This window comes from Leisingera daeponensis DSM 23529 (assembly GCF_000473145.1).
Lineage (GTDB): Bacteria > Pseudomonadota > Alphaproteobacteria > Rhodobacterales > Rhodobacteraceae > Leisingera > Leisingera daeponensis.
In genome coordinates, this window is the sequence record NZ_KI421500.1 from 2,966,391 (window position 1) to 2,987,022 (window position 20,632).

A 20,632-nucleotide genomic window follows, 5' to 3' on the forward strand; every position below is an offset into this window, starting at 1 on the left:
GTTTCACGTGAAACATTCAGCTTATGACGTGATCGTAGTAGGCGGCGGACACGCCGGCAGCGAAGCCGCCCATGCAGCAGCGCGGATGGGGGTTCGGACAGCGCTGGTGACGCTGGACCGTAACGGTATTGGCGTCATGTCCTGTAATCCGGCGATTGGCGGATTGGGCAAAGGGCACCTGGTCCGCGAAATCGACGCGCTGGACGGTGTGATGGGTCGGGTGGCTGACCTCGCCGGCATTCAGTTCCGCTTGCTGAACCGTCGCAAAGGACCGGCGGTGCAGGGGCCGCGAGCGCAATCGGACCGGGCGATCTATCGGCGCGAAATGCTGCGGCTGACGGAGGCGCAGGAAAATCTGGATATCGTAGAAGGAGAGGTTACTGACTTTCTCCTGCAAGGAAACGCCGTCGCCGGCGTGACCCTGGCCGACGGCAGTGAAATTTCGAGTAAGTCGGTCATCCTGACGTCCGGAACCTTCTTGCGCGGCGTTATTCACATAGGTGACGTTTCCAAACCGGGCGGACGTATGGGGGATAAGCCATCGGTCAAGCTGGCGGAGCGTTTGGACAGCTTCAGACTGCCTTTGGGCCGTCTGAAAACAGGGACACCTCCGCGGCTGGATGGCAGGACGATCAACTGGGATATCCTAGAAGCGCAGCCAGGAGATGAGGATCCTGTTTTCTTTTCCTTCCTGACAAAGGCGGCCAGCGCAAAACAAGTTTCTTGCGGCATCACCCACACCAACGCGAAAACCCACGAGATCATACAGAAGAATCTGGGACGGTCTGCAATGTACGGTGGGCATATCGAAGGGGTTGGCCCGCGTTACTGTCCGTCGATCGAAGATAAAATTGTGCGTTTCGCCGACAAAGACTCGCACCAGATCTTTCTGGAACCTGAGGGTGTAACAGACCACACCGTCTACCCCAACGGCATCTCCACCAGCCTGCCGCAGGATGTTCAGGAGGATTATGTTCATTCGATTCTTGGGTTGGAACAAGCAGTTATCCTTCAACCGGGATACGCCATTGAGTATGACTACGTTGACCCGCGGGCTTTGACTCTGGAGCTGAGGCTGAAAGATGTTCCCGGGCTGTATCTTGCCGGCCAGATAAACGGCACAACAGGGTATGAGGAGGCCGCAGCGCAGGGAATGGTTGCCGGCCTGAACGCCGCCCGCGCCACCTTGGGGGAGGGTCCGGTCAGCTTCAGTAGATCCAATAGCTATATCGGTGTTATGATCGATGATCTCACCACCAACGGCGTTACTGAACCCTATAGGATGTTTACGTCCCGCGCGGAATTCAGGCTTTCACTGCGGGCTGATAATGCTGACCAGCGCTTGACCCCCTTGGCTATCGAGATTGGCTGCGCCGGCAAACAACGCCAGGCGGCCTTTCTAGAGAAGAGTGATCGATTGGGGCAAGCGTGTTCCGTCTTGGAAGCGAAAAGCTTTACGCCAAAACAGGTTGCTGCGGCGGGGATCCGGGTGAATCAGGACGGAAACCGTCGTTCCGGGATGGAGGTTCTGGCATTCCCTGATGTGGAATTCGAGGATATCGTGCCCCTTATGCCTGAGCTGGAAGGTGTCGATCCCGATATCCGCCGGCAGGTTGAGCGTGATGCGCTTTACGCAAACTACATTGCGCGCCAGGAAAGGGAAATCTCCGCTATGAAGCGGGATGAGGGGTATGTGATCCCCACGGGTTATTCCTATGACGGTATCGAGGGGCTGTCGAAAGAACTGCAGCAAAAGCTGTCTTTGGCGCGCCCTGAGACCCTGGCGCAAGCGGCGCGGATTGATGGGATGACGCCGGCGGCGCTGGCGCTCCTGTTGGCCCGTCTTCGCCGGGATCAATCGCGGCAGGGTAAATCCGCATGAATGATAAGCGTATCCTCGAGGAGTTGAATGTTTCACGTGAAACATTGGCGAGGCTGGAGGCTTTCGAGCAGGTCATAAAGAAATGGAATCCCAAGATCAACTTGGTTTCTAAATCCAGCCTGGAACTCTTGTGGTCTCGGCACATTGCGGATTCTGTTCAGGTTTTCCGCTGCGTTGACGCCCCTGATCACTGGGTGGACATCGGAAGCGGCGGCGGATTTCCGGGCCTGATTGTTTCGATTCTGGCTGCAGACGAAGCCCCGGAAATGAAGACTACCTTGATTGAAAGTGATCAGCGCAAGTCAGCGTTCCTTCGTACCGCTGCACGGGAATGCGGTGCGAAGGTTACGGTGATTTCCAAACGTATTGAGCACGCAGACCCGCAGAACGCGGAGGTTCTTTCCGCGCGCGCGCTGGCGGATCTGTCCCTTCTGCTGGAGTTCTCAGAGCGGCATCTTGCCGCCGGAGGAACTGCCCTGTTCCCCAAAGGGGAGAGCTGGAAAAAAGAAGTGGATAACGCGCGGCAGCGATGGCGGTTTGATGCGGAACCAGTTAAAAGTCTGACAGAACAAGAAGCAGTAATCCTGAAAATAAAGGGAGTGGCCCGTGTCTGATTATTCCCGCCCGGAGGGGCCTCGTATCATCGCGGTCGCAAATCAAAAAGGCGGGGTGGGGAAGACAACAACGGCAATAAACCTTGCTGCCGCCTTGGTGGAATGCGGGTTGCGGGTTCTGGTTGTCGACCTGGATCCGCAAGGGAACGCTTCAACCGGGCTCGGGATTGAGCCCGCTGACCGGGAACTGACAACTTACGATCTATTGGTGGAGGATGCCTCGCTGACGGATGTCATTCGTCAGACAGAAATCGAGGACCTGTGCATCATCCCTGCAACTGTGGACCTCAGCTCCGCGGATATCGAACTTTTCACTAATGAAAAGCGCAGCTTCCTTCTGCATGACGCTCTGCGTCAGACGGCTATGGACGACTACGATTGGGATTATGTCCTGATTGATTGCCCTCCATCCCTGAACCTTCTGACCGTAAATGCGATGGTAGCGGCGCATTCCGTTCTGATCCCGCTGCAAAGCGAGTTCTTTGCGCTGGAAGGGGTCACGCAACTGATGCTGACGATCCGGGAGGTGCGACAGTCGGCGAATCCCAATTTGCGGATTGAGGGAATCGTTTTGACGATGTTCGACCGGCGCAACAACCTGTCGCAGCAGGTGGAGCAGGATGCGCGAGATAACCTGGGGGATCTGGTGTTTCAAACAAAAATTCCCCGTAACGTGCGGGTGAGCGAAGCGCCATCCTACGCGCTACCTGTTCTGAATTACGATACCAACTCTCTGGGAGCGCAGGCCTACCGCGCCCTGGCGGAAGAAATCCTGAATAAACATCACAAGATAGCGGCCTAAATGCAGAAAAAGAACCGGAGGCAACCATGGCAGACAAAAAAACAAAACCGCGCGGGCTGGGCCGGGGGTTGTCGGCATTGATGGCAGATGTGAACCCTGCACCGGTAAGCACCCAGGCAGAGGCGCCGAGGAATGCAGAAGTGCTGGTCCCGATCGAAAAGATTGTTGCCAACCCGAACCAGCCGCGCCGGCAGTTTCTGAAGGAAGATCTGGATGACCTGACGGCGTCCATCAAGGAAAAAGGCGTCCTGCAGCCGCTGATCGTTCGGCCAAAGGCAGGCGGAATGTACGAAATCGTGGCCGGCGAACGCCGCTGGCGCGCTTCGCAAGCAGCGCAGCTGCATGAAGTTCCGGTCCTGATCCGCGAATACTCTGATCTGGAGATGATGGAAGTTGCCATCATCGAAAACATCCAGCGTTCCGATCTGAACGCGATGGAGGAAGCGCAGAGCTATAAGCAACTGATGGAGAAGTTCGGCCATACCCAAGAAAAGATGGCGGAGGCGCTTGGCAAGAGCCGCAGCCACATCGCCAACTTGGTGCGGCTGCTGCATCTGCCGGAAGATGTTCAAATTCTGGTGCAGGAACGAAAACTGTCAGCTGGACATGCGCGCGCGCTGATCACTTCTGATAACGCGTCCGAGCTGGCGCGGAAGATCGTAAAGGGCGGTTTGTCGGTCCGGGCAACTGAAGCTTTGGTCAAGAAAGACGCTGCCGGAATCCGGACGGCACCGGCGAAGAAGCCAAAGCCTGAGGCGGAGAAAGATGCGGATACCCGGGCCCTGGAAGGGGACCTGTCGGCGATGCTGAAGATGAAGGTCTCGATTGACCATAAGCCCGGTGGCGAGAGCGGGTCCGTGACGATCAGTTATGAGAACCTGGATCAGCTGGATGAGCTGTGCAATATGCTCAGCCGTTAGGGCGGGACCAGATAAAGGTCAGTACAGCCGTGAGAACCACAGCTTGGATGCCCAATATATGACCGGGCGCGCCAAGCAGGAGAGATAGCCCGAAGACGGCGGCAATCGAGACGGTTGCCGCCTTTTTTGCGCCCGGCCGGATCGCACCGCGTTCCCGCCAATCCAGGATCATCGGGCCAAAAACATTATGCGCAACGATCCAGTTGTGCAAACGGTCGGACGAATTGGCAAAGAAGAATGCGGCGAGAAGGAGGAACGGCACAGTTGGCAGAAGAGGCAGGACAATCCCGATTACCGCTAAGGCCACGCAGCAGAGTCCTAAGCCGGCATAAAGGAAACGCATTGCCTCAATCCATCAACAAGTCGCGGAGCACCGCATTCAAAACAGCACGTCCTTGAGCGGTCGCGCGAAGTCTCTTCTCAGAGATAGTTACCATACCAAGGTCTACAAGGTCGTTAAGCTTGCTTTCCGGAAGGTGCCGGCCAGAAAGCTGACTGAAACGTACCATATCCAGACCCTCGCTCAGGCGCATCCCCATCATCAGGTATTCTGCCGCAGCATCTTCCCTGGTCAGGGGAACTCGCAGGGATTCCCCGTTGCCGGCCTTTGCCGCTTGCAGCCATGCGCCCGGAGCAAGGTGGGTTTCTGTGGCATAACGAACGCCGCCTAACGTCAACCTGCCGTGGGCACCGGGGCCGATACCGGCATAGTCGCCGTAACGCCAGTAGATGAGGTTATGGCGAGACTCTGCGCCTGGCCTGGCGTGGTTGGATATCTCGTAACATGCCATGCCGTGCGCCGCGGTTAGATCCTGGGTGGCCAGGTACATGTCAGCGGCGGTGTCATCCTCTGGCAGGCCGCGCAGCTTGCCCCTGGCGTAGCGGTCGCCGAAGGCAGTGCCGTCCTCAATGGTGAGCTGATAGAGAGAGAGGTGGTCAATGGCCATCGACAGAGCCTCTTTCAGCTCTGCTTTCCAAGCCTCCAGAGTCTGGCCCTGACGCGCGTAGATCAGATCGAAGCTTACCCGGTCAAAGCAATCCCGGGCGATGTCGAAGGCCGCCCTTGCTTCTGCGACACTGTGAATGCGCCCGAGCCTGCGCAGGTCCTCGTCGTTCAGGGCCTGAATGCCCATGGAGACCCTGTTGACGCCGGCGTCCCGGTAGCCGGCAAAGCGGCCGGCCTCGACGGAGCCTGGGTTTGCCTCCAGAGAAATTTCCATGTCATTAGCGAACGGCCAGATTTCACGTGCTCGCGCGATGACGGCGGCAACGGTATCAGGATGCATCAGGGATGGGGTGCCGCCGCCGAAGAAAATCGTGTTAAGAACGCGGCCGGAGAGCTGTTCGGAGAGTCTGTCGAGTTCAGACAGATAGGCTCTAACCCATAGCGTCTGATCTATTTTTGCAGAGACGTGACTGTTGAAGTCGCAATAGGGGCATTTGGCCTGGCAGAAGGGCCAATGCACGTAAAGGCCAAAGCCCCCATTGCGCCAGTCATCCACTGAAACAGCCCTGCACGAACTGGGCCAGCGCCTTGCCGCGGTGGCTGATCTTGTTCTTTTCCGCCGGGTCCATCTCGGCGCAGGTGATTTCGTAACCGTCGGGCTGGAACATCGGGTCATAGCCGAAGCCATGCCCGCCGCGGATTGGCCAGACCAGCTGGCCCGGCATCACGCCTTCAAATACCTCGTCATGGCCATCGGGCCAGGCGACGACCAAGGTGCAGCGGAACTGGGCAGTGCGGGGCGCGGCGGCGCCGGCTGCGGTCAGCTCGTCATTGGCGCGGGTCATCGCCATCTTGAAGTCGCGGCCGTCCGGGGTCTCGGCCCAGTCGGCGGTGTAAACGCCGGGGGCGCCGTTCAGCGCATCTATAGTGATGCCGGAGTCATCGGACAGGGCAGGGAGACCGGTTGCCTTGGCGGCGGCATGGGCCTTGATCCGGGCATTGCCGACAAAGGTGTCTTCGGTCTCTTCCGGTTCCGGCAGGTTCATCTCGCCGGCACCGATTACCGTCACGCCGTAGGGGGCGAGGATCTCGGCGATCTCGCTCAGCTTGCCCTTGTTGTGGGTGGCGACAAGCAGCTTGCCGCCTTCCAGTTTGCGGGTCATTTGGATGCGGCCTTCTGCATCTCTGCAAGCTCGACAGTGCCTTTGGCCGCAAGGTCCATCAGCTCGTTCATCTGATCACGGGAGAAGACAGAGCCTTCAGCCGACATCTGCACTTCGATCAGCTTGCCGGAGCCTGTCATGATGAAATTGCCGTCGACGCCAGCTTCGGAGTCTTCGGGGTAATCCAGGTCCAGAACCGGCTGGCCGGCATAGATGCCGCAGGATACTGCAGAGACCGGGTCCAGCAGCGGGTCGATGTGAACATCGCCGGCTTTCATCAGCTTGTTGACCGCCAGCCGCAGCGCGACCCAGCCGCCGGTGATCGAGGCGCAGCGGGTGCCGCCATCGGCCTGCAACACGTCGCAGTCGACGGTGATCTGGCGTTCACCCAGGGCAACGCGGTCGACCCCGGCCCGCAGGGCACGGCCGATCAGTCGCTGGATTTCCACGGTGCGTCCGCCCTGCTTGCCCGACGAAGCCTCGCGGCGCATCCGGGTGTTGGTGGCGCGGGGCAGCATGCCGTATTCGGCTGTGACCCAGCCCAGTCCGGTGCCCTTGATGAAGGGCGGCACGCGGTCCTCGATGGTGGCGGTGCACAGGACGTGGGTGTCGCCAACCTTGATCAGGCAGGAGCCCTCCGCGTGTTTGGTAAAGCCGGTCTCGATCGACACGGGGCGCATTTCGTTCAGTTCTCGTCCTGAGGGTCGCATGGCACATCCTTTGTTAGCTGGGTTGGGGATATCCCCCGGGAGCGGGGCTATGCAAGCCCGATTGACCTTTTGCCGCTCAGCTCTTTAATGACATCCGGGTAACGGGTTCCTATGTTTAAACCGTAAGAAATACTGGATGAACGATGAGCAATCCGAGCAACATTCTGGAGGACCTGAACGACCGCTCCCGGGAGGTGTTCCGGGCTGTGGTGGAAAGCTATCTGGAAAGCGGCGACCCGGTGGGCAGCCGCACCCTGACGCGGTCGCTGAGTGAGAAAGTCAGCGCGGCGACAGTGCGCAACGTGATGCAGGATCTGGAGTTTCTGGGCCTGCTGAACAGCCCGCATGTCAGCGCTGGGAGGGTGCCGACGCAGCTGGGATTGCGGATGTTTGTCGATGGCCTGCTGGAAGTCGGCGATCTGAATGTGCAGGACCGCGAGAAAATCGACGCGACGCTGGGCCGCAATGCCGGCGATGTGGGCGGGATGCTGGACCGGGTGGGGGCGGCGCTGTCCGGGGTGACACAAGGCGCGTCGCTGGTGCTGACGCCCAAGCATGAGGCCGAGATCCGCCATATCGAGTTTGTCTCGCTCGCGCATGACCGGGCACTGGTTGTGCTGGTGTTCTCTGACGGTCATGTGGAAAACCGGCTGTTTACCCCGCCGCCGGGGCAGACCCCCAGTTCGATGCGGGAGGCTGCGAATTTCCTGAACGCGCTTATTGAGGGTAAGACCCTGAGCGGAGTGCGGCGGGAAATTCAAAAGGAGATCGCAGCGCGGCGTCAGGAAATCGACAGCCTTGCGCACGCAATGATCGAAAGCGGCCTGGCAGTTTGGGAAGATGACGGAAGCGAGCAGGCCCGTCTGATCGTGCGCGGCCGGGCGAATCTCCTGGCGGAGCCGGGTGCGGCGGAGGAGCTGGAGCGGATCCGTACCTTGTTTGACGATCTGGAGCGTAAGCGTGATATTGCTGAATTCCTGGAACTGACGGAAGACGGCGAGGGCGTGCGTATTTTTATCGGTTCGGAGAACAAACTTTTTTCACTTTCGGGTTCCTCTTTGGTGGTGTCTCCCTATATGAACGCGGATCGAAAGATCATCGGTGCGGTGGGGGTCATTGGCCCGACGCGCCTGAATTACGGACGGATTGTGCCGATCGTGGACTACACGGCACAGCTGGTCGGCAAGCTGTTGTCCGACCGGAGTTAGAGGTGAAACATGGCAGAGCTCAAGGACGAAGACTTTCTGGATGACATCGCCGCCGCCGAGGCTGAAGAGCTGGCAGCGCAGACCGAGGAATTTGATGATGCCTCGTTGGAAATCGATGCGCTCCGGGCGGAACGGGATGAGCTGAAAGACCGCTTCATGCGGGCGCTGGCGGATGCGGAAAACGCCCGCAAGCGCGGCGACAAGGCGCGCCGTGAGGCGGAGCAGTACGGCGGCTCGAAGCTGGCCCGCGATATGCTGCCGGTGTACGACAACATGAAACGTGCGATCGAAGCCGCAACCGACGAGCAGCGCGAGGTGTCCGCGGCCTTGATCGAAGGTGTCGAATTGACCATGCGCTCGCTGCTGGGTGTGTTCGAAAGACACGGTATCCGGGTCGTTTCGCCGGAGGTCGGCGACAAGTTCGATCCGCAGGTGCACGAGGCGATGTTTGAGGCTCCAGTGCCGGGCACCAAGGCCGGCGACATCATTCAGGTGTCGGCAGAAGGCTTCATGCTGCACGACCGTTTGCTGCGTGCGGCGCAGGTTGGCGTGTCGTCCACTCCGGCCAGCTGATGAACAGGCCCTAAGTGGCCTGTGCCTCCCGCGGGAGTATTTCAGGAAAGATGAAAGAGCGGTCCCGGTTGGGGCCGCTCTTTCGTTTCAGCTAGCTGCTTCTTTGAGCTTGTAAAGCATCTCCAGCGCTTCGCGTGGCGACAGCTCGTCCGGGTGGATCGCTGCAAGCATTTTTTCGGCAGGGGAAGGACCGGCCGGAGCCTTGGGCTGCTGCGGCGGGGCAGCCGCAAAGAGGGGCAGGTCGTCAATCTGGATCTTGGACCCGCCTTCGCGGCTGCTCTGTTCCAGCATGTCGAGAACATCCCTTGCACGTGCAACGACGGACGCAGGGAGACCGGCGAGCTGGGCGACCTGGACGCCGTAAGAACGGTCAGCGGCGCCTTTGCGCACCTCATGCAGGAAGATCACCTCGCCCTCCCATTCCTTGACTGCCACGGTGGCGTTGTCGACGCCTTCCAGCTTGGCGGCGAGCTGGGTCAGCTCATGGTAATGGGTGGCGAACAGGGCCCTGGACCGGTTGACTTCATGCAAGTGCTCTAGCGTGGCCCAAGCGATGGAGAGGCCGTCATACGTGGCGGTACCGCGGCCGATTTCATCGAGAATGACCAAGGCGCGGTCGTCTGCTTGATTCAGGATGGCGGCGGTTTCGACCATCTCCACCATGAAGGTAGAGCGGCCGCGCGCCAGGTCATCCGATGCCCCAACACGGCTGAAAAGCTGGCTGACAATACCGATATGAGCGCCGTCTGCGGGGACGTAGCTGCCCATCTGGGCGAGCAGGGCGATGAGTGCGTTTTGCCGAAGGAAGGTCGATTTACCGGCCATGTTCGGGCCGGTCAGAAGCCAGACGGCTGCGCCGTCCTGCGCGGTGAGGTCGCAGTCATTGGCCACGAAGGTCTCGCCGCCTTGCTGGCGCAGGGCCTGCTCCACAACCGGGTGTCGTCCGCCTTCCACGTGAAACGCCCGGCTGTTGTCGACCTTAGGGCGGGTCCAGTTCTCGCCGCGGGCCAGATCCGCCAGCGCCGTCAGCAGGTCCAGTTCCGCCAGCCCGCGGGCGGCGGTGTTGAGGCGGGCCGCAGTGTCCAGAATAGCGCCGGAAAGCCTTGTATAGAGCCGCTTTTCGATCTCCAGCGCCAGGTTCCCGGCGTTCAGGATACGGGTTTCGATCTCGCTCAGCTCCACCGTGGTGAACCGCACCTGGTTGGCAGTGGTCTGGCGGTGGATGTAGGTCTCGTTCAGCGGCGGCGACATCATCTTGTCCGCGTGGGTCGCAGTCGTTTCGATGAAGTAGCCCAGCACGTTGTTGTGCTTGATCTTCAGGGAGGAGACGCCGGTGTGCTCTGCGTATTTCCGCTGCATGGATGCGATGACCGAGCGGCCCTCGTCACGCAGGGTGCGGGCTTCGTCCAGTTCGGGGTCGTAGCCAGCAGCGATGAAACCGCCATCGCGGGCCAGAAGTGGCGGTTCGGCGACGAGGGCGGCGTCCAGCAGCGACAGAAGGTCATCGAACCCCTGCAGATCCGAGACTGCTCCGGCCACAAGTGCGGGAAGCTCCATCCGGCTGCAGAGGCCTGCGATCACTTCTGCCTGCGACAGCCCGTTGCGGATAGCGGCCAGGTCGCGCGGGCCGCCGCGCTCCAAAGCCAGGCGGGAGAGCGCACGGTCAAGGTCCGGTGTCTTTCGCAAGGCAGCGCGCAGATCTTCAGCAGTCCGCGTGTGCTCAACCGCGAAATCCAAGGCTGCGAGACGCCGATGGATTGTGTCCAGATTGCGTGAGGGACTGGACAGGCGCTGTTCCAGCAGCCGGGCGCCGCCGGGTGTAACCGTCCGGTCCACCACCGACAGCAGCGAGCCTGCACGGCCGCCGGACAGGGAACGGGTCAGCTCCAGATTGCGGCGGGTGGCGGCGTCGATCTGAACGACCCGATCCTGGGCTTCCTGCTGTGGCGGCTGCATCAGCGGCAGCTTGCCCTTTTGTGTGATCTCAAGATAGTCGATCAGCGCGCCCATCGCAGAGACTTCGGCGCGGGTGAAGGTGCCGAAGCCGTCCAGTGCGCTCACATTGAACAGGGAGCAGATCCGCTTTTCCGCTGCGGTGCTGTCAAAGCTGGCCTTACCCAGCGGAGTAAGCGGAATCTTGTATTCATCGGCCACCGGGCGGGCGGCATCATAGGCTGGCCCATCCGCAACGATCAGTTCCGAAGGCGCCAGGCGGGCCAGTTCCGGAGAGAGGCGCACCCGGGCAACCGGCATCACGTGAAACGCGCCGGTGGAAATATCAGCCCAAGCCAGCGCGGCCTCATCCCGCAGTTCGGAATAGGACACCAGGAAATTGTGGCGCCGTGCCTCCAGCAGGGAGTCCTCGGTTAGTGTGCCGGGGGTGACCAGCCGCACCACATCGCGTTTCACCACCGATTTCGAGCCGCGTTTCTTGGCTTCGGCCGGGCTTTCCAGCTGCTCCCCGACAGCGACGCGGAAGCCTTTGCGGATCAGGGTCAGCAGGTAACCTTCTGCGGCATGAACCGGCACGCCGCACATAGGAATATCGTCACCATTGTGCTTGCCGCGTTTGGTCAGCGCGATGTCCAGCGCCTCTGCCGCGTTCACGGCGTCCTCAAAGAACATCTCGTAGAAGTCGCCCATCCGGTAGAAGAGCAGCGCGTCCGGATGCGCTGCTTTGATTTCCAGATACTGCGCCATCATGGGCGTTACGGTCATGAAAAGTCCCCCGGGGTCGTCTTTGCAAGACATCTACAATGGGGGCGGAGCGAGGAAAACCCGGATATGGCTGCCGCCAGGGGACCCGGCGGCAGCCTGCTGTCAGTAGAGGTTGCGCAGCGTGTCAGGCATCGTGTTCACAATGGAGAGCGATACTGTGCTGAGCTGCTGCTGCGCCTGCAATGCCAGCAGCTTGGTTGCGGCCTCTTCAATGCTGGTGTCGATCATAGAGCTGACACCCCGGGTGAGCGCATCCGACTGCTTGCTGACGTAATCGCCTTGGCCGGCAAGCTGATTGGCGCTGGATCCCAGAGCTGCAGAACCTTCGATTGCGTAGGCAAGAAAACCTTCGATTTCCCCCAGGGCGGTCAGGGCGCTGGCGCTGTCAGTGATTGCGGTCCGGTTGCCGAGATCAAACTGCGGGCTGCCTTCAAAATCCACACCGTCAACGCTGAGGGTGCTCAGGCTGCCGTCGGTGGAGATCGCGGACGGTACTGTCAGCCCGGTGCTGCCGGCACCGTCGACATCGGTCTTCAAAAGGTTCACCCCGTTAAAGCCGGAAGACGAGATGATCGAATTGATCTGCTCGGTCTTCTTTGCCATGGCGGTCTCATACTTGCTGAAGTCACCCATGCCGCTGCTGGCCATGATAGCCAGTGACCGCATCTCGGTCAGGGTTTCGGTGATCTGTTCTGCGCCAGCCGAGGCGACCGCCACTGTGGCCTCGCCCAGCGACAAAGAGTCCGACACCGAACGCAAGCCGGAAATATCCGAGTTCATCAGCTCGGAGATCGCCCAAAGGGCCGCATTATCCTGTGCGGAGTTAATGGTCTGACCGGTGGAAATGCTGTCTTGCGTTTGATTGAGCTGAGAATTGACTCCGCCCAATGTTTGCAAGGCCACCATCGCCCCGGAATTGTTGTGGAAACTTATCATTCCTCACTTTTCCTTTGATCCTATGCCCTTGGCGGGCGGACAAACGCCGTTCTGACCGTTGCTTGCAGGCCTTGGTTTCCTGGCCTCAGCGCCACCTGTGAGACAGGTGCGCATTAAGACCTATTAAGGAAATACAGCATTCAACGGTCTGCTTTGAGGCGAAATCCTGACGGAATCTATCGTCTTTTAGCCGCTTTTTTCTAAAATCTGGCGATACAGATTCTTGAAACCCCGGATTGAGGGGCGCGGTGGGCTGGGATAAGACGGTCGGCGACGAGGAGAGGACAAGAGATTAAATGCCCAAGAACAAGATCACCGACGAGGAAGCCCTGGCGTTTCACCTGGAGCCGTCTCCGGGCAAATGGGAGATCAACGCTACCGTCCCGATGACCACGCAACGGGATTTATCGCTGGCGTATTCTCCGGGTGTTGCGGTGCCTTGCGAGGCAATCGCTGAGAATCCCGAAACAGCCTATGACTATACCAACAAGGGCAACCTGGTTGCAGTGATCTCCAACGGCACTGCGGTGCTGGGCCTGGGCAACCTGGGCGCGCTGGGCTCCAAGCCGGTGATGGAAGGCAAATCGGTCCTCTTCAAACGCTTTGCCGATGTGAACTCGATCGACATCGAGCTGGACACAGAAGATCCGGACAAGTTCATCGAAGCAGTCAAGCTGATGGGTCCGACCTTTGGCGGCATCAATCTGGAAGACATCAAGGCGCCGGAATGCTTTATCATTGAGCAGAAGCTCAAGGAAGAAATGGACATTCCCGTCTTCCACGACGACCAGCACGGCACCGCTGTGATTTGTGCGGCGGGACTGATCAACGCGCTGCATCTGTCAGGTAAGAAGATCGAGGACGTGAAGATCGTCCTCAACGGGGCAGGGGCCGCCGGTATCGCCTGTATCGAGCTGCTGAAATCCATGGGCGCGCGGCATGAAAATTGCATCGCTTGCGATACCAAGGGCGTGATCTATCAGGGCCGTACTGAGGGCATGAACCAGTGGAAATCGGCGCACGCCGTCAGCACTGATCTGCGTACTCTGGAAGAGGCGATGCGCGGCGCCGACGTGTTCCTGGGCGTCTCGGTCAAGGGTGCCGTGACACAGGACATGGTGGCCTCGATGGCTGATAACCCGGTGATCTTTGCCATGGCAAACCCGGATCCGGAGATCACTCCGGAAGAAGCGCATGAGGTGCGTGTGGATGCCATCGTCGCCACTGGCCGCTCGGATTACCCGAACCAGGTCAACAACGTTCTGGGCTTTCCCTATCTGTTCCGCGGCGCGCTGGACATTCATGCCCGCGCGATCAATGACGAGATGAAGATCGCTTGCGCCCATGCGCTGGCGGCGCTGGCGCGCGAGGATGTGCCGGATGAGGTTGCGCTGGCCTATGGCAAGTCACTGACCTTCGGACGTGATTACATCATCCCGACACCGTTCGACCCGCGGCTGATTCACCGGATTCCGCCAGCGGTTGCCAGGGCGGGCATGGACACCGGCGCGGCGCGCCGCCCGATCGTGGATATGGACGCCTATGAAGTTGGCCTGAAATCGCGGATGGACCCCACGGCGTCGATCCTTCGCGGGTTGAACGCCCGGGCCCGTTCCGCCCAGTCTCGGATGATCTTCGCCGAGGGCGACGATCCGCGCGCGCTGCGTGCCGCGGTGATGTACCAGCGTTCCGGCTTTGGTAAATCGCTGGTTGTCGGCCGGCAGGATGACGTGCGGGTCAAACTGGAGGCAGCAGGCCTTGGCGATGCGGTGCGCGAGCTGGAGATTATCAACGCCGCCAACACACCGCATTTCGAGTTGTACAAGGATTTCCTGTACCGACGCCTGCAGCGCAAGGGCTTCGATCGCAAGGACATCCACCGCCTGGTGGGCCGCGACCGCCATGTGTTCTCCAGCCTGATGCTGGCGCATGGGCATGGCGACGGTCTGGTGACCGGCGCGACCCGCAAATCCGCGCATGTGCTGGACCGGATCAACCATGTTTTCGATGCCGATGCGGATCACGGAGTGGCGGGTGTCACCGCGCTGCTGCACAAGGGACGGATCGTGCTGATCGGCGATACGCTGGTGCATGAATGGCCTGACGAAAATCACTTGGCCAACATCGCGGAGCGTGCAGCAGTGGTGGCCCGCCATATGGGTCTCGAGCCGCGGGTGGCTTTCGTCAGCTTCTCAACCTTCGGGTATCCGGTGTCGGAACGCGCGGAAAAGATGCATGTTGCACCAACCGTTCTGGACAAGCGCGGCGTCGATTTCGAATACGAAGGCGAGATGACCGTCGACGTGGCATTGAATGAGCGGGCGCAGCGGTATTACCCGTTCCAGCGTCTGACCGGCCCGGCCAATATCCTGATTGTGCCGGCCCGCCACTCGGCCTCGATCTCGGTCAAGCTGATGCAGGAGATGGGCGGCGCCACGGTGATCGGACCGATCCTGTCGGGTATCGACAAGCCGATCCAGATCTGTTCGACCACCTCCACCACCAATGACATTCTGAACATGGCGGTGCTGGCAGCCTGCAATATCGGGTGATCTGATATGGCGATCTGGAACCTCGGCTCGATCAACGCGGACATGGTTTACTCCATGCCGCATCTGCCGGCGGCGGGGGAAACCCTGGCCGCCCTGCGTCTTGACCGGTTTCTGGGCGGCAAGGGTGCCAATATGTCCGTCGCCGCCGCCCGGGCCGGCAGCGCGGTGGATCATATCGGTGCTGTGGGACCCGACGGAGACTGGGCCATTGAGCGGCTGAAGGCCTACGGAGCCGGCACGGAGCACATTGCCCGGGCCGAAGCACCAACGGGCCACGCCATCATTGCGGTGGAACCCGGCGGAGAGAACCAGATCATTCTGTTCCCAGGTGCCAACCGGTTGATCAGCCCGGACCAGCTGAGCAAGGCGCTGAATAAGGCAAACGCCGGCGACATTCTGGTGATGCAGAATGAAACCAGCATGCAGGCAGAAGCGGCGCAGCTGGGCCGGCAGCTGGGTCTAAGGGTATGTTATGCTGCGGCTCCGTTTGATGCGGATGCAGTTCAGGCGGTGCTGCCGTATCTGGATTTCCTGATCCTGAATGAGGTCGAGGCGCAGCAGCTTCAGCAGGCTACCGGCAAGTCGCCCGGTGAAATTGGCATCAAGGACGTGATCATTACCCTTGGCTCCAAAGGCGCCCGCCATATCGACGGTGAAACAGGCGCCGTTCTGGATGTGCCCGCGCTGCCGGTCACTGCGGTTGACACTACCGGGGCCGGCGACACCTTCACCGGCTATGTCCTGTCCGGGCTGGACCGGGGGCTGGCGATGGCGGAGGCGATGGATCAGGCCAGCCGCGCCGCGGCACTAATGGTCACCTGCCACGGTACCGCGGATGTGATTCCCGAGCTGGCAGAGGTTCAAGCCGCCCGTTTCTGATCCGGGCGGCCTGCCGCTTTGCCTGTCAACTGCGCCGGGGGCATGGGCCCGCGTTAATGCCCCTTGGCAAAAGGCGCCGCGGTGCCCCAAAGCCGCCCGACCCTTGCGTCCCGGCCGCAGGCCTGGCGGTACCGCTTGTAGGCTGCGGCTTGCCGCTTGGGTCCAAACCGGGTGAGCACCAGGCTATCCCCTTTGTAGTAGTCCTGGTGATAGTCCTCGGCTTTGTAAAAGGTCTTCGCCGGTAGCACCGGCGTCACGATCTGTTGCCCCAGGGCCTTCTGCGCCTCGGCTTTCACCCTGTTGGCCAGGGCCGTTTCCGCCTTGTTAGAGACAAAAACAGCTGTGCGGTAACTCTCGCCTCGGTCGCAGAACTGGCCGCCTGGGTCGGTTGGATCGACTGAGCGAAAGAACATCTCCAGCAACCGCTCCCTGGATACCTTGGCGGGGTCAAAGATGATCTGAACCGCCTCGTAATGGCCGCTGCCGCCGCGCGTCACGTCCTTGTAGGTTGGATTCTTCATGTCACCGCCGGTGTAGCCGGACACAGCCTCAATCACGCCGGGCACGCTTTCGAAATCGCTTTCCACACACCAGAAGCAACCTCCGGCCACGGTCAGAACTTCAGTGGACTGGGCCTGCAGCGGGTTGCTTTGCGCCAGGGTGCCAATGGCTATCAGACCCGCCAGAGCCAAAGGCTTCACTTTCTCGAAAACGCGCATCGCTGCCTCCATCCAGTATGATCCCACACTGCCGGCAGTATCCGTGTCGCTCAACCCGGCAGACGGGGTTTTCACAAACAGGTGACAGCAAGTTACCGCTTGGAAATTGGATCCAATCTTACTAACGTGCCGCCAGCAGGAGGATTCCATGACCAAAAAGATGAGCACCCACCAGGCCGAGGAAGACCGGCGAAACGACGAGATCCTGATTTACCTGAACGGCGAAATCGTTCCCAAAGCCGAGGCCAAGGTGAGCGTTTACGACAGCGGCTTCATGCTGGGCGATGGCGTCTGGGAGGGGCTGCGCCTGTACAACGGCACCTGGGCCTTCATGGATGAGCACCTGAACCGCCTGTTTGAGGCCGCCAAGGCCATCGACCTTGACATTGGCCTGGACCGGGAAGGGGTAGAAAATGCCTTGTTAGAGACACAAAAAGCCAATGGCATGACGACAGATGCCCATGCCCGGCTGATGGTTACAAGGGGTGTGAAGACACGGCCTTTCCAGCATCCCTCCCTGTCGCAGCAGGGGCCGACGATGACGATCATCATGGAACATTCGCGCCCGAACCTGCCGCGCCCGATCAAGCTGGCCACGGTGCCGCATATCCGGGGTCTGCCGATGACACAGGACCCTAAGCTGAATTCCCATTCCAAGCTGAACTGCATCCTCGCCTGTATCGCAGCGGAAAAAGCGGGTGCGGATGAGGCGCTGATGCTGGACGTGAATGGCTTCGTGAACACCACCAACGCCTGCAACTTCTTCATCGTGCGCAAGGGTGAGGTTTGGACCTCCACGGGGGATTATTGCATGAACGGCATCACCCGGCAGAAGGTGATTGATCTGTGCCGCGAAAACGGCATCCCGGTTCGTGAACGGAACTATTCTCTGGTCGACACATACGGCGCGGAGGAAGCCTTCCTCACCGGGACGTTCGGCGCGCAGACCCCGGTAGGGGAAATCGACGGGCGGCAGATCGGCAGCGGAAAGATGGGTCCGATGACTGAGCGTATCAGGGGCCTCTACAAGAGCCTGATTGAGAAGGAGTGTGCGTGATGCGGATTGCCATGTGGTCAGGACCACGGAACCTGTCGACCGCGATGATGTATGCCTTTGGCAACCGCGGCGATTGCGCAGTGGTGGATGAACCGTTTTATGCCGCTTATCTGGCGATGACCGGTCTTGACCATCCGATGCGGAGTGAGATTCTGGACAGCCAGCCGCAGGACCCAGAAGCGGTGGCCAAGGCTCTGCTTGGGCCGGTTCCGGGGGCGAAGCCCTACTATTATCAAAAACACATGACCCAGCACATGATCCCGGGGGTGCCTCGGGATTGGATGCGTGAGGCGGTCAATGTCTTTCTGATCCGTCATCCGGCGCGGGTGATCGCCTCTTATGCGGCAAAACGGGAGAATCCCACGCTGGAGGATATCGGTTTCCGCCAGCAGGCAGAGCTGTTTGACCAGGTGCGCAGCTGGGGGCAGACGCCGGTGGTGGTGGATAGCCACGATATCCGCGAACACCCGGCGACGAAACTGGAGCAGCTGTGCGACGCAATCGGCATACCCTATTCCCCGAAGATGCTGAACTGGCCCAAGGGCGGGCACAAGGATGACGGCGTGTGGGCTGAACATTGGTATGGCGCGGTCTGGAATTCTACCGGATTTGCCGGTGCCGAAGGGCCGCTCCCAGACGTGCCGGACGCGCTGCAGCCCGTGCTGCAGGCGGCAATGCCCTATTATGAGCAGATGAAAGCGGTGAAGATCTGATGTGCGGAGGGGGGGCTTCGCCCCCTGCGCTCACTTCCAGAAAATTTAGGGCGAGAGGAAGGGGATCAGCCGATCAGCTTGCTCAGTTTCATGGCGACGCCCATGTCGCCGGACACCTTGATCTTACCCATCATCACCGCGGTCATCGGGTTCAGCTTGCCGGCGAGCAGCTTTTGCAGATTGTCCGCGGACAGACGGAGCGTGCAATCAGTGTCCTGGTCCTGGGTTGTGGCGTCCCCTTGGGCGAGCACAATCACGCCCTCGTCGCCGCAATCGAATTTAAGTGAGCCGTCGAAGGTTTTTCCGGTCAGGCCGTCGCGGATACCTGCTGCGATGTCTTCAAGTGCCATGTTGTCCTCCCTTGCCTGACGCGAGCGTTAGGCAGGCAAGGCGGTCCGGGCAACATTGACCAAGGGGGAAGCGGGCGAATTACCCGCCGGCAAGCGCGTCCCGGGTCAGGGGGCAGGGCTGTCCATCGTAGAAGGCATCAAGCACTTGCTGAAATTCTGCCGGCGCGCCGGGCACAGCAGCAAACAGTGTCATCGAGGAGCGCAGCTTCTTGGCGTCGATGCTGCCGAGGATCTGCCCAGGCTTTTTACTGCGGTGCTGCAGCATCAGCTGGCTGACCTCGACCAAGCGGGCGCGCAGTTTTTCGTGGTTCAAGTAGGCCGTGGCCTCAGTCAGGTCCTCGATCCCGTAAAGCTGCGCCATGTGGGAGCGGCCGAGCTCGGCCAGTTGGGGAAAGACGAACCACATCCAGTGGCTCGTCTTCTCACCTGCTGAGAGTTCTCTCAGGACAGCCGCCCAGACGGTGTCCTGAGCTTCGACAAACATGTCCAGCTCTTCCGCGAAATCATCCTCGAAATCGCTATCTATGCCGTCGTGATCACTCACTTTTTGATCCGGCGCTCGCGGGCGGCCAGAAGTTTGAGACGCAGGGCGTTCAGCTGAATGAAGCCTGCGGCGTCTTTCTGGTCGTAGGCGCCGGCGTCTTCCTCAAAGGTCACATGCGCCTCGGAGTAGAGCGAATTTTCCGACCAGCGGCCAACGGTGGAGGCCAAGCCCTTATAAAGCTTCACGCGCACGGTGCCGGAGACGAATTCCTGGCTCTTGTCGATGGCGGCCTGCAGCATTTCGCGCTCCGGCGAGTACCAGAAGCCGTTGTAGATCAGCTCTGCGTACTGTGGCATCAGCTGGTCCTTCAGGTGCATCGCGCCGCGGTCCATTGTGATGGATTCGATACCGCGGTGGGCTTCCAGCAGGATGGTGCCGCCCGGGGTCTCGTAAATGCCGCGGGACTTCATGCCGACGAACCGGCCTTCGACCAGGTCGAGGCGGCCGATGCCGTGCTTGCGGCCGTACTCATTGAGTTCGGTCAGGATGGCGGCGGGGCTCATCGCCTCGCCGTTGATGCTGACCGCGTCGCCCTTTTCAAACCCGATCTCGATGTACTCGGGGGTATCGGGCGCCTCTTCCGGATGCACGGTGCGCTGGTAGACGTAATCGGGCGCTTCCTGCGCCGGGTCTTCCAGTACCTTGCCCTCGGATGAGGTATGCAGGAGGTTTGCATCGACCGAGAAGGGGGCTTCGCCGCGCTTGTCCTTGGCGACGGGGATCTGATGCGCCTCCGCAAATTCCAAGAGCTTGGTGCGCGAGGTCAGGTCCCACTCGCGCCACGGCGCGATCACCTTGATGTCGGGGTTCAGAGCGTAGGCTGCCAGTTCGAAACGGACCTGGTCGTTGCCTTTGCCGGTGGCGCCATGGGCGACGGCGTCGGCGCCGGTAGCTTCTGCAATCTCAACCAGGCGTTTGGAGATCAGCGGGCGGGCGATGGAGGTGCCCAGCAGGTAGAGGCCCTCATACACCGCATTGGCGCGGAACATCGGGAACACGAAGTCGCGGACAAATTCCTCGCGCACATCCTCGATGAAAATGTTCTCTGGCTTGATGCCCAGCATTTCCGCTTTCTTGCGGGCGGGCTCCAGCTCTTCACCCTGGCCGAGATCGGCGGTGAAGGTGACAACTTCGCAGCCGTATTCGGTCTGCAGCCATTTCAGGATGATCGAGGTGTCGAGGCCACCGGAATAGGCGAGCACAACTTTCTTGGGCGCGGACATGGAATTCCCTCTCAGGTCAGAACGCCTGCGGCGTATAGGGTTTTGGCCGCAAGAGCAAGGATTTCCGGGGTTTTCAATACGGGTCCGCACGCCTAACGTGCGCAGCAAGAAAAAAAGATATTT

20 protein-coding genes are annotated in these 20,632 nt (G+C 60.2%); 10 read left to right on the top strand and 10 right to left on the bottom strand.

Annotated elements, in window-relative coordinates:
• Positions 1-7 precede the first annotated feature (7 nt).
• Genes mnmG through DAEP_RS0115085 form a run of 4 tightly spaced genes read left to right on the top strand, consistent with a single transcriptional unit; the run spans position 8 to position 4,218 of the window.
• The gene (gene mnmG, locus DAEP_RS0115070; RefSeq protein WP_027245218.1) at positions 8-1,882 is read left to right on the top strand and encodes a tRNA uridine-5-carboxymethylaminomethyl(34) synthesis enzyme MnmG; all 1,875 of its coding nucleotides are present in this window, start codon (positions 8-10) and stop codon (positions 1,880-1,882) included.
• Positions 1,879-2,496 (top strand): 16S rRNA (guanine(527)-N(7))-methyltransferase RsmG, encoded by a 618-nt coding sequence (rsmG, locus tag DAEP_RS0115075; RefSeq protein WP_008557562.1) that lies wholly within the window; start codon positions 1,879-1,881, stop codon positions 2,494-2,496. Before mnmG ends, rsmG begins: the two co-directional genes overlap by 4 nt.
• On the top strand, positions 2,489-3,298 hold the full coding sequence (locus tag DAEP_RS0115080; protein WP_008557554.1) for a ParA family protein: 810 nt from the start codon (positions 2,489-2,491) through the stop codon (positions 3,296-3,298). The genes rsmG and DAEP_RS0115080 overlap by 8 nt, the downstream gene beginning before the upstream one ends.
• 26 nt (positions 3,299-3,324) lie before the next feature.
• Entirely contained in the window at positions 3,325-4,218 is an 894-nt protein-coding gene (locus DAEP_RS0115085; protein WP_008555341.1) for a ParB/RepB/Spo0J family partition protein, read from the top strand.
• On the opposite strand, the gene DAEP_RS0115090 is transcribed toward DAEP_RS0115085, so the two are convergent.
• The 4 genes from DAEP_RS0115090 to rph are packed head-to-tail and all read right to left on the bottom strand — an operon-like array spanning position 4,208 to position 7,037.
• On the bottom strand, positions 4,208-4,561 hold the full coding sequence (locus tag DAEP_RS0115090; protein WP_027245219.1) for a YbaN family protein: 354 nt from the start codon (positions 4,559-4,561) through the stop codon (positions 4,208-4,210). The two genes, DAEP_RS0115085 and DAEP_RS0115090, sit on opposite strands and share 11 nt — an antisense overlap.
• 4 nt (positions 4,562-4,565) lie before the next feature.
• On the bottom strand, positions 4,566-5,720 hold the full coding sequence (gene hemW / locus DAEP_RS0115095; protein WP_027245220.1) for a radical SAM family heme chaperone HemW: 1,155 nt from the start codon (positions 5,718-5,720) through the stop codon (positions 4,566-4,568).
• On the bottom strand, positions 5,713-6,327 hold the full coding sequence (gene rdgB, locus DAEP_RS0115100; protein ID WP_027245221.1) for an RdgB/HAM1 family non-canonical purine NTP pyrophosphatase: 615 nt from the start codon (positions 6,325-6,327) through the stop codon (positions 5,713-5,715). The genes hemW and rdgB overlap by 8 nt, the downstream gene beginning before the upstream one ends.
• Positions 6,324-7,037 (bottom strand): ribonuclease PH, encoded by a 714-nt coding sequence (gene rph, locus DAEP_RS0115105; protein ID WP_027245222.1) that lies wholly within the window; start codon positions 7,035-7,037, stop codon positions 6,324-6,326. The genes rdgB and rph overlap by 4 nt, the downstream gene beginning before the upstream one ends.
• 143 nt (positions 7,038-7,180) lie before the next feature.
• Between rph and hrcA the strand changes: the two genes are divergently transcribed.
• Together hrcA and DAEP_RS0115115 are read left to right on the top strand one after the other, a co-directional pair.
• A complete protein-coding gene (gene hrcA, locus DAEP_RS0115110) occupies positions 7,181-8,245 on the top strand; it encodes a heat-inducible transcriptional repressor HrcA (RefSeq protein WP_027245223.1) in 1,065 nt (354 codons plus the stop codon).
• A 9-nt stretch (positions 8,246-8,254) separates the two neighbouring features.
• Positions 8,255-8,818 (top strand): nucleotide exchange factor GrpE, encoded by a 564-nt coding sequence (locus DAEP_RS0115115; RefSeq protein WP_027245224.1) that lies wholly within the window; start codon positions 8,255-8,257, stop codon positions 8,816-8,818.
• A gap of 87 nt (positions 8,819-8,905) precedes the next feature.
• Here DAEP_RS0115115 and mutS read toward each other — a convergent pair whose 3' ends face one another.
• Positions 8,906-11,536, bottom strand: a complete 2,631-nt coding sequence (gene mutS, locus DAEP_RS0115120; protein ID WP_027245225.1) for a DNA mismatch repair protein MutS — start codon at positions 11,534-11,536, stop codon at positions 8,906-8,908.
• Between the two features lie 102 nt (positions 11,537-11,638).
• Positions 11,639-12,472: a flagellin gene (locus tag DAEP_RS0115125; RefSeq protein WP_027245226.1), complete on the bottom strand. Its 834-nt coding sequence runs from the start codon at positions 12,470-12,472 to the stop codon at positions 11,639-11,641.
• A gap of 296 nt (positions 12,473-12,768) precedes the next feature.
• Between DAEP_RS0115125 and DAEP_RS0115130 the strand changes: the two genes are divergently transcribed.
• Together DAEP_RS0115130 and DAEP_RS0115135 are read left to right on the top strand one after the other, a co-directional pair.
• Positions 12,769-15,024: an NADP-dependent malic enzyme gene (locus DAEP_RS0115130; RefSeq protein WP_008553406.1), complete on the top strand. Its 2,256-nt coding sequence runs from the start codon at positions 12,769-12,771 to the stop codon at positions 15,022-15,024.
• A gap of 6 nt (positions 15,025-15,030) precedes the next feature.
• Complete coding sequence (locus DAEP_RS0115135) at positions 15,031-15,903, top strand: ribokinase (RefSeq protein ID WP_027245227.1); 873 nt, start codon at positions 15,031-15,033, stop codon at positions 15,901-15,903.
• Between the two features lie 53 nt (positions 15,904-15,956).
• Here the strand turns inward: DAEP_RS0115135 and msrA are convergent, their stop codons facing one another.
• Positions 15,957-16,622, bottom strand: a complete 666-nt coding sequence (gene msrA, locus DAEP_RS0115140) for a peptide-methionine (S)-S-oxide reductase MsrA (RefSeq protein ID WP_027245228.1) — start codon at positions 16,620-16,622, stop codon at positions 15,957-15,959.
• 148 nt (positions 16,623-16,770) lie between these two features.
• On the opposite strand from msrA, the gene DAEP_RS0115145 reads away from it, so the two are divergent.
• Complete coding sequence (locus DAEP_RS0115145) at positions 16,771-17,679, top strand: D-amino acid aminotransferase (RefSeq protein ID WP_027245229.1); 909 nt, start codon at positions 16,771-16,773, stop codon at positions 17,677-17,679.
• On the top strand, positions 17,679-18,392 hold the full coding sequence (locus DAEP_RS0115150) for a sulfotransferase-like domain-containing protein (protein WP_027245230.1): 714 nt from the start codon (positions 17,679-17,681) through the stop codon (positions 18,390-18,392). Before DAEP_RS0115145 ends, DAEP_RS0115150 begins: the two co-directional genes overlap by 1 nt.
• Positions 18,393-18,457: 65 nt before the next feature.
• Here DAEP_RS0115150 and DAEP_RS0115155 read toward each other — a convergent pair whose 3' ends face one another.
• The 3 genes from DAEP_RS0115155 to DAEP_RS0115165 form a co-directional block, all read right to left on the bottom strand.
• On the bottom strand, positions 18,458-18,742 hold the full coding sequence (locus DAEP_RS0115155; RefSeq protein WP_027245231.1) for an SCP2 sterol-binding domain-containing protein: 285 nt from the start codon (positions 18,740-18,742) through the stop codon (positions 18,458-18,460).
• Between the two features lie 79 nt (positions 18,743-18,821).
• Positions 18,822-19,286: a DUF1810 domain-containing protein gene (locus DAEP_RS0115160; RefSeq protein ID WP_027245232.1), complete on the bottom strand. Its 465-nt coding sequence runs from the start codon at positions 19,284-19,286 to the stop codon at positions 18,822-18,824.
• Positions 19,283-20,509: an argininosuccinate synthase gene (locus DAEP_RS0115165; RefSeq protein ID WP_027245233.1), complete on the bottom strand. Its 1,227-nt coding sequence runs from the start codon at positions 20,507-20,509 to the stop codon at positions 19,283-19,285. Before DAEP_RS0115165 ends, DAEP_RS0115160 begins: the two co-directional genes overlap by 4 nt.
• Positions 20,510-20,632 lie beyond the last annotated feature (123 nt).

Coding starts and splice junctions, on each gene's coding strand:
- rsmG (WP_008557562.1), top strand. CDS start 1,879: ATGAATGATAAGCGTATCCTCGAGGAGTTGAATGTTTCACGTGAAACA.
- DAEP_RS0115085 (WP_008555341.1), top strand. CDS start 3,325: ATGGCAGACAAAAAAACAAAACCGCGCGGGCTGGGCCGGGGGTTGTCG.
- DAEP_RS0115090 (WP_027245219.1), bottom strand. CDS start 4,561: ATGCGTTTCCTTTATGCCGGCTTAGGACTCTGCTGCGTGGCCTTAGCG.
- rdgB (WP_027245221.1), bottom strand. CDS start 6,327: ATGACCCGCAAACTGGAAGGCGGCAAGCTGCTTGTCGCCACCCACAAC.
- rph (WP_027245222.1), bottom strand. CDS start 7,037: ATGCGACCCTCAGGACGAGAACTGAACGAAATGCGCCCCGTGTCGATC.
- hrcA (WP_027245223.1), top strand. CDS start 7,181: ATGAGCAATCCGAGCAACATTCTGGAGGACCTGAACGACCGCTCCCGG.
- DAEP_RS0115115 (WP_027245224.1), top strand. CDS start 8,255: ATGGCAGAGCTCAAGGACGAAGACTTTCTGGATGACATCGCCGCCGCC.
- mutS (WP_027245225.1), bottom strand. CDS start 11,536: ATGACCGTAACGCCCATGATGGCGCAGTATCTGGAAATCAAAGCAGCG.
- DAEP_RS0115125 (WP_027245226.1), bottom strand. CDS start 12,472: ATGATAAGTTTCCACAACAATTCCGGGGCGATGGTGGCCTTGCAAACA.
- DAEP_RS0115130 (WP_008553406.1), top strand. CDS start 12,769: ATGCCCAAGAACAAGATCACCGACGAGGAAGCCCTGGCGTTTCACCTG.
- DAEP_RS0115135 (WP_027245227.1), top strand. CDS start 15,031: ATGGCGATCTGGAACCTCGGCTCGATCAACGCGGACATGGTTTACTCC.
- msrA (WP_027245228.1), bottom strand. CDS start 16,622: ATGCGCGTTTTCGAGAAAGTGAAGCCTTTGGCTCTGGCGGGTCTGATA.
- DAEP_RS0115145 (WP_027245229.1), top strand. CDS start 16,771: ATGACCAAAAAGATGAGCACCCACCAGGCCGAGGAAGACCGGCGAAAC.
- DAEP_RS0115150 (WP_027245230.1), top strand. CDS start 17,679: ATGCGGATTGCCATGTGGTCAGGACCACGGAACCTGTCGACCGCGATG.
- DAEP_RS0115155 (WP_027245231.1), bottom strand. CDS start 18,742: ATGGCACTTGAAGACATCGCAGCAGGTATCCGCGACGGCCTGACCGGA.
- DAEP_RS0115165 (WP_027245233.1), bottom strand. CDS start 20,509: ATGTCCGCGCCCAAGAAAGTTGTGCTCGCCTATTCCGGTGGCCTCGAC.